Origin of the sequence: Mesorhizobium sp. M7A.F.Ca.MR.245.00.0.0 (genome assembly GCF_003997415.1) — a bacterium.
In the GTDB taxonomy this organism is placed as follows: Bacteria; Pseudomonadota; Alphaproteobacteria; order Rhizobiales; family Rhizobiaceae; genus Mesorhizobium.
The window spans coordinates 1-6,913 of the sequence record NZ_RZTE01000081.1; the positions used below are offsets into that span (position 1 = coordinate 1).

Sequence of the window (6,913 nt, forward strand, 5' to 3'; positions counted from 1 at the left end):
GTAGAAGCCATGCAAGACGCCTCATTTGAGGTCACCTGTCGTATCTAGCTGCTTGCCGGACCACTATGTGAAGCGAGCGCTATTGGCTGCCTCTGCGATGCGGGAATTGGCAGCGGACGTCTCACGATCAAACAGGCATCTGCTTGTAGAATTCTTTTAATCGTGAAGCGGCGCGAGTGCGCTATCCGTTGAGGTGAGCAAGGCCGGCGCCCTGGGTGAGCGCTGGTGTCGGGTGGTGGAAAGTACAGGGGGAGCTGTGTGGCCCCCTCTTTCTCGGCCTCGACGGTGTGCGAAGGAGCCTGTGCGGCGAACGGGCCGACGCCCCAGGCTCAGAACCTGGGCGAACCTAACTCCCGCCAAAGGACAGCCCAGAGCTGGATACACGAAAGAGATACTGAACCCGCGAATCAGATTCTGATCAATCGTCGTGTCTGAGCTCCGCTCGGCTCTTACGGAGATAATCGCGCGGCCCGGCAACGGCCGCGCGTGCCGCGGGCGTGAGCTTTGCGCTTCGTCAGAAGTGCCTCGAGCGTGACGACGATAATTGACCAGCCATATGGAACGCATTCGCCCAGTTATCCAAAGCGTGGATACCTTTCATCTAAACAAAGGATTTTACCGTTTTTGCTGCAGGTCCCATAGAGGCGCTTCAAGTTGGAAAGATAGGTAGTTCCCATGGTTGCGTTGGATCCGAGGAGCATCATCTGGTGTGCGGGGCGCACAAAGTCAGTCGCATCTGCATTACGGCTTGGTCTTTCGGCGGTCTCCACAAGTTACGCCCCGTTGGTGCGATGCCAATTATTTAACCAATGCTTGGACATTTATCTCAACCAGACAGCTCCAAGGTGAGGTCTTCCATGCGCCCGAATGTCGATTGGAAGTTGTGCTGGGAAAATGAGCTGCAACTGGCCGACCATGTCGAACTCTCCGACTTTTTTCGAAAGACCTATGGACGGACTGGCGCCTTCAACGCGGAGCCATTCGAAGGCGGCCGCAGTTGGGCCGGCGCGAGGCCGGAATTCCGCGCAATCGGCTACGACGCGCATGGGGTAGCGGCTCACATCGGCATGCTGCGGCGCTTCATCAAAGTTGGCGAGGTCGACTTGATCGTCGCTGAATTGGGCCTGTACGCGGTTCGTCCGGATCTTGAAGGGCTCGGAATCGGTTTTTCGATGCGCGTGGCGTACCCAGTGCTCCATCAGTTGGGTGTTCCATTCGCTTTCGGCACGGTTCGGCACGCGCTGCGAAACCATGTCGAAAGATTCTGCAGAGCCGGCCTCGCGAACATTGTGTCGGGCGTTCGCGTACGATCGACCCGTCCAGATGTGCATCCCGACCTGCCGCCCACGCGCCTGGAAGACGTACTCGTGTTGGTTTCGCCGATCGGACGCTCGATGGACGAGTGGCCGTCCGGTACCCTGATCGACCGGAACGGTCCGGAACTATGAAGCCTCTGGACTACATATGCGAAGGGCAGAGTGACAATGCCGATGGCACTGCAGAGCGCAGCGTCTATCTGACGTTTGACGATGGTCCCAATTCATTTTTCACACCGCAGATACTCAATGTGCTGGCGCAACATCAGGTGACGGCGACCTTCTTCGTTGTTGGGGCCTACGCGGCCGACGAGCCGGAACTCGTTCGCCGAATTATTACAGACGGGCACGGTATAGCCAACCACACGATGACTCATCCGGACCTGGCCAAATGCGGGTCCGTCGAAGTCGACTGCCAGATAGTTGAGGCAAACAGAGTCATAGGGATGGCTTGCCCGCAGGCCATGGTTCGGTACTTTCGTGCACCGTATGGCATCTGGACCGAAGAAGTAATCGCTGCATCAGCGGGTGCGGCATTGGCGCCCGTCCATTGGTCCATTGATCCACGCGACTGGTCTCGCCCCGGCGTTGACGCCATCGTCGACAGAGTGCTCGCCGATATCCGGCCGGGCGCAATCGTGCTGTTGCACGACGGGTGCGCTCCCGACGAATTGCAACCAGGCAATCAAGCCAGTCTGCGCGACCAGACGGTGACAGCGTTGTCACGCCTAATTCCAGAATTGCACGGCCGCGGATTTGTAATCCGATCACTTCCTCAACACCCCTGAACAAACAGAGATCCTATGGACCTTCTCACCACAGCCAGTACTGTTGCCGTTTCGTCTTATGCGGTGCTCTCGACTGTTTACAGAGGCATGCAAGCGGTCTACTCCCAACCGGAAAATGTTACGCCGCCGTCGGAAAGCTTGTTCGGATCCGACCGTTGGCCGAGCGTGGATGTCATTATCCCCTGCTACAATGAGGACCCGCGCACACTCGCGGCGTGTTTAGCTTCCATTGCAAATCAAGATTACGCCGGAACATTTCAGGTCTATCTGGTTGACGACGGTTCTGGAAATCGTAATGCCGTCATCCCGGTACATCACGCCTACGAGGGCGACCCGAGATTCAATTTCATTCTGCTCCGCGAGAATGTTGGCAAACGCAAGGCGCAGATCGCCGCCATCCGCCGCTCATCTGGAGATTTCGTGCTCAGCGTCGACTCTGACACGACACTTGCGTCCGACGTCATCACAAAGCTTGCAGTAAAAATGCGGGATTCCATGGTCGGAGCGGCCATGGGCCAGCTGACGGCATACAACCGCAGCGACACTTGGTTGACCCGATTGATCGATATGGAATACTGGCTGGCTTGCAATGAGGAGCGCGCGGCGCAAGGTCGCTTTGGTGCGGTCATGTGCTGCTGCGGCCCATGTGCAATGTACCGCCGGTCTTGTCTCCTTTCTCTGCTGGATCAATACGAGACGCAGCTGTTCAGGGGGAAACCAAGCGACTTCGGTGAAGACCGTCATCTTACGATCCTCATGCTGAAAGCAGGCTTTCGAACCGAGTACGTTCCAGGTGCCGTCGCGGCGACAGTCGTTCCGGACAAGATGGGACCTTATTTGCGCCAACAACTCCGCTGGGCACGAAGCACCTTCCGGGACACGATGCTTGCGCGAGGTCTACTGCGTGGCCTGGATCGCTATCTAACTTTGGATGTGATGGGAGAGAATCTCGGCCCATTGTTGCTCGGCATCGCGGTAGTAACGGCGCTCGGTGAGCTACTATTTTCACATACAGTAAATTGGTGGACGGTGCTGGCTATTGTCACGATGACCATAATCAGATCTACGGTGTTATCTTTCCGCACTCGGCAGCTTCGATTCATCGGCTATTCAATGCACGCGTTAATCAGGATATTCCTGTTGATCCCCTTGAAGGCTTACGCCCTGTGTACATTGAGCAATAGCGATTGGCTGTCGCGTAAAAGTGTTCCCCTGCCCAACAGGAGCACAAAGGAAATCACAAGCGCGATGCCGCTTGCCGGAGCAAATGCTGCGGGCAATTCTGGAATTGCGGAGTCACTTCATACTGCAGATCTTTCGCTCACAGCTGGTGAAGTCTGACGGCCTTGCAGCGCCGAGTGACCGAGTAAGTTGTGTCAGTCGACACGGGGTGAAGCTTTCGAGTTACCTATGGTCAGAACGGGAACTATCTGGAAGCGACACGTGGCATCTTGACGTTATTCTTTGGCGGAAGCGATACACGCGTCGCTCCGGCCGCGACTTTCCAAAGGTGCCATCTCAAGGCGGTGGCCTGCTCTGAACCAGAATTCGCAAGTAAGCTGCCGGTGGCCAATCGGACTCATTCCGCTTGAGATAGACGCATGTCCAATGTAGCAATCGACCTTACCGGCGTAACCAAATTATTCGGAAACAAGCTCGTTGTGGACGGGCTGTCCTTCACCGTTGCATCGGGAGAGTGCTTCGGTCTGCTGGGGCCGAACGGCGCAGGCAAGAGCACGATTGCGCGTATGCTCCTCGGTATGACCCGGCCTGACGCGGGTGATATAACAGTCCTCGGTCTACCAGTGCCGGCACGCAGCCGCTTGGCCCGCAAGGGCATAGGCGTGGTCCCGCAGTTCGACAATCTCGACCTGGAATTTACGGTACGCGAGAACCTGTTGGTGTTCGGGCGCTACTTCGGCATGAGTACAAGAGAGATCAACGCCGTCATCCCACGGCTCCTCGAGTTCGCTCGCCTTGAGAGCAAGGCGGATTCACGTGTCGGCCTGCTATCCGGCGGGATGAAGCGGCGCCTGACGCTGGCACGTGCTCTGATCAACGACCCCCAGTTGCTTGTGATGGATGAGCCCACGACCGGCCTCGACCCGCATGCCCGCCATCTGATCTGGGAGCGACTTCGTTTCCTGCTGGCGAGCGGAAAAACGATCATTTTGACCACCCATTTCATGGAAGAGGCTGAGCGGCTTTGTGATCGGCTGTGTGTTCTCGAGCGGGGACGCAAGATCGCCGAGGGCAGTCCTCATGCGCTGATCGACGAGTACATTGGGTGCAACGTGATCGAGATCTTCGGCGGCAATCCACAGGAGCTGATTTCGCTGATCAGACCGTACGTTCAGCGTGTCGAGGTAAGCGGCGAGACGCTCTTTTGCTATGCGCCTGAGCCGGAGGATGTGCGCATCCAGCTTCGCGGTCGAGCGGGTCTGCGTATTCTAGAGCGTCCACCCAGTCTGGAGGACGTTTTCTTGAGGTTAACCGGACGTGAGATGGAGAAGTGAGCAATGGGTGAACGTTTTGCGGCCGCTCTACCCGCCAACGCCTGGAACTGGATCGCGGTGTGGCGCCGCAATCATCTGGCATGGAAGAAGGTGGCATTTGCTTCAATGCTCGGCACCCTTGCTGATCCGATGATTTACCTTTTCGGGCTCGGCACTGGCCTTGGACTGTTGGTAGGCCGCATCGAAGGTGCATCCTACATCGCCTTTCTGGCAGCCGGCATGGTTGCGACGAGCGCGATGACAGCATCAACCTTCGAAACAATTTACGCGGTTTTCGGTCGAATGCGCGATCAGGGCACTTGGGAAGCAATCCTGCACACACAACTTACCCTCGGCGACATCGTTCTCGGTGAATTGACCTGGGCAGCCACAAAGGCCTTTCTGGCCGGTACGACAATTGCGATTGTTGCCGCCGCGCTAGGTTATGCCGCGTGGACGTCGGTTCTCTACGTGCTGCCGGTCATCGCTCTCACCGGGTTCGCCTTTGCGAGCCTGGCCATGCTCGTCATCGCGCTCGCGCCCAGTTATCACTATTTTATTTTCTATCAGACGCTTGTCATCACACCCATGCTGTTCCTTTCGGGCGCGGTTTTTCCAGTCGGCCAATTGCCAGGAGTGTTTCAGCAGATTGCGGCCTTCTCGCCGCTGGCGAATTCTATCGATCTAATCCGTCCGGTGATGCTCGGCCGCCTGGGCGACAATGTAGGGCTGCATATAGGCGCACTTTGCATGTTCGCTGTATTGCCTTTTTTTCTGTCGGCTGGACTGTTTCATCGACGACTAATGCGTTGACGCTTACCTACGCCCATCAACGAGAAGGAGGTCCGCAATGCCGGATTGCAAACTGCCCCCAGCGGCCCGGAGGCATGCGTGTGCCAGGAATCGCGAGTGGTACAACAACGCCGAAGCCGGGCGCCACCCAGCCGCTGCAGGCACGCGCCCATCTTCGCGACCACACCTCGGAGTACAGGCTGGGTGGTGAGGCGCGCGGACCCACCCGGAGCGTTCAAGCGATAGCAGCCAAGCTTCTTGTGCGCGTCCCCAGACCGTCGCGGCCATTATTTAGTTGGATACACATGCAATGACCCACAACGAACCAACTCCTGAGCCTTTTGTGATCCTTGCTATGCCAAGGACCGGAACACACTATTTAGAAGAATTGCTAAACGAGCATCCGACCGTTCTGAGTAACGGTGAGTTGCTAAACGAATATGATCCCAATTGGCCCAGCACGGATCGCCTGCTAGGCACGGATCGCGAGCTTCTTGAGCTTGCCTATGTGCGCTGCCCTATGCGCGACTACAAGAATGTGACGCATCTTGGCTGCAAGATCAATGAACCTCAGTTTCGCGAGCGTCCAGCATTCTTTGCGGAATTAGCTCGTTGGCCAGCACTCAAGGTCATCCTCGTTGTTCGCCGAAACGTATTGGAATCGCTCCGATCCTTTGTGCAGGCCAGGGAAAGCGGTCAGTGGCTGAAGTTCAGCTCGGACAACGATACCGCTCGGCCACCGAGCGTCAGGTTGTCAATCGCCGACTGTGAGGCTTATTTCAAAGCCGCCGACGACTTTCACGCTCGCGTTATGGACTCCTTCACGTCGACCAACCTGCTTGTAATGGAATACGAGAGCCTACTTCACGAACCTGCCCAATGCTTGGGAGCGGTTTGGGATTTCCTGGGCGTTCCAGCGCTTGAGCCATCAGATAACGCCATCTTGCAGCGCCAGGAAACGCGACCGCTTGATCAAACGGTGGAGAACTTTGACGAGTTGCGGATTCACTTCGCACGCGGACCTTATTCAAGATTTTTTGACCTCGGAGATTCAATGCGCTCCTACGCTTAATCGCTTGTACCGCGTGCTCTGATGGGCGTGTAGGATATCCTGCAGTTTGCGCGCATTCCGTTCCAAAACTGACAAACCAAAGTCACCAAGGCAACCGGCAGTCGATCTGCGGCGAACATCAAAGGGCACGGGCGCAAGGCGACCTGGTCAATTCCCTCTCTGATGAAGCACTTCCTCAGACGCGATCTTTGGCGAGCCTCGAGTGCAGAATTCCGGCAAGGTGGAGGGTTCCAGTGCGCAACTGCACCAATCTCGCTGGACGGGACAGGCGTCCAGTTGGCACGGCGCTTGCTCCGAGATGACAGCAGCGCTCGACCGGAGCGCAGCATGGGAGAAGGAGGAGCCCCCACCCCGATCCGGTCAGGGAGAGAGAAACGATGTTGGTTCCAAGAGTCCCCCGCGCGATCGCAGCGCCCCGCAAGCGCCATTTTGCCCGGACCTACGTGCAGG

At 57.0% G+C, this 6,913-nt stretch carries 6 protein-coding genes; all 6 read left to right on the plus strand.

Translation table 11 applies throughout. The features are described from left to right. Positions 1 to 857 precede the first annotated feature (857 nt). The 6 genes from EOB80_RS33925 to EOB80_RS33950 all read left to right on the plus strand — a co-directional run bounded on the left by EOB80_RS33925 (position 858) and on the right by EOB80_RS33950 (position 6,463). Positions 858 to 1,448 (plus strand): NodA family N-acyltransferase, encoded by a 591-nt coding sequence (locus tag EOB80_RS33925; RefSeq protein ID WP_024505875.1) that lies wholly within the window; start codon positions 858 to 860, stop codon positions 1,446 to 1,448. Then, the gene (gene nodB, locus EOB80_RS33930; protein WP_126057632.1) at positions 1,445 to 2,104 is read left to right on the plus strand and encodes a chitooligosaccharide deacetylase NodB; all 660 of its coding nucleotides are present in this window, start codon (positions 1,445 to 1,447) and stop codon (positions 2,102 to 2,104) included. Before EOB80_RS33925 ends, nodB begins: the two co-directional genes overlap by 4 nt. A gap of 15 nt (positions 2,105 to 2,119) precedes the next feature. Continuing rightward, positions 2,120 to 3,445 carry a chitooligosaccharide synthase NodC gene (gene nodC, locus EOB80_RS33935; RefSeq protein ID WP_032899868.1) on the plus strand — a complete coding sequence of 442 codons (1,326 nt, stop codon included), beginning with the start codon at positions 2,120 to 2,122 and terminating at the stop codon, positions 3,443 to 3,445. 260 nt (positions 3,446 to 3,705) lie between these two features. After that, the gene (nodI, locus tag EOB80_RS33940; RefSeq protein ID WP_024505873.1) at positions 3,706 to 4,620 is read left to right on the plus strand and encodes a nodulation factor ABC transporter ATP-binding protein NodI; all 915 of its coding nucleotides are present in this window, start codon (positions 3,706 to 3,708) and stop codon (positions 4,618 to 4,620) included. Between the two features lie 3 nt (positions 4,621 to 4,623). Next, the gene (locus tag EOB80_RS33945) at positions 4,624 to 5,412 is read left to right on the plus strand and encodes an ABC transporter permease (protein WP_029356621.1); all 789 of its coding nucleotides are present in this window, start codon (positions 4,624 to 4,626) and stop codon (positions 5,410 to 5,412) included. A 289-nt stretch (positions 5,413 to 5,701) separates the two neighbouring features. After that, complete coding sequence (locus EOB80_RS33950) at positions 5,702 to 6,463, plus strand: sulfotransferase (protein ID WP_024505871.1); 762 nt, start codon at positions 5,702 to 5,704, stop codon at positions 6,461 to 6,463. Positions 6,464 to 6,913 lie beyond the last annotated feature (450 nt).

Bases quoted from the DNA above. Each gene is read 5' to 3' on its own strand.
- EOB80_RS33925 (WP_024505875.1), top strand. From the start codon at position 858: ATGCGCCCGAATGTCGATTGGAAGTTGTGCTGGGAAAATGAGCTGCAA.
- nodB (WP_126057632.1), top strand. From the start codon at position 1,445: ATGAAGCCTCTGGACTACATATGCGAAGGGCAGAGTGACAATGCCGAT.
- nodC (WP_032899868.1), top strand. From the start codon at position 2,120: ATGGACCTTCTCACCACAGCCAGTACTGTTGCCGTTTCGTCTTATGCG.
- nodI (WP_024505873.1), top strand. From the start codon at position 3,706: ATGTCCAATGTAGCAATCGACCTTACCGGCGTAACCAAATTATTCGGA.
- EOB80_RS33945 (WP_029356621.1), top strand. From the start codon at position 4,624: ATGGGTGAACGTTTTGCGGCCGCTCTACCCGCCAACGCCTGGAACTGG.
- EOB80_RS33950 (WP_024505871.1), top strand. From the start codon at position 5,702: ATGACCCACAACGAACCAACTCCTGAGCCTTTTGTGATCCTTGCTATG.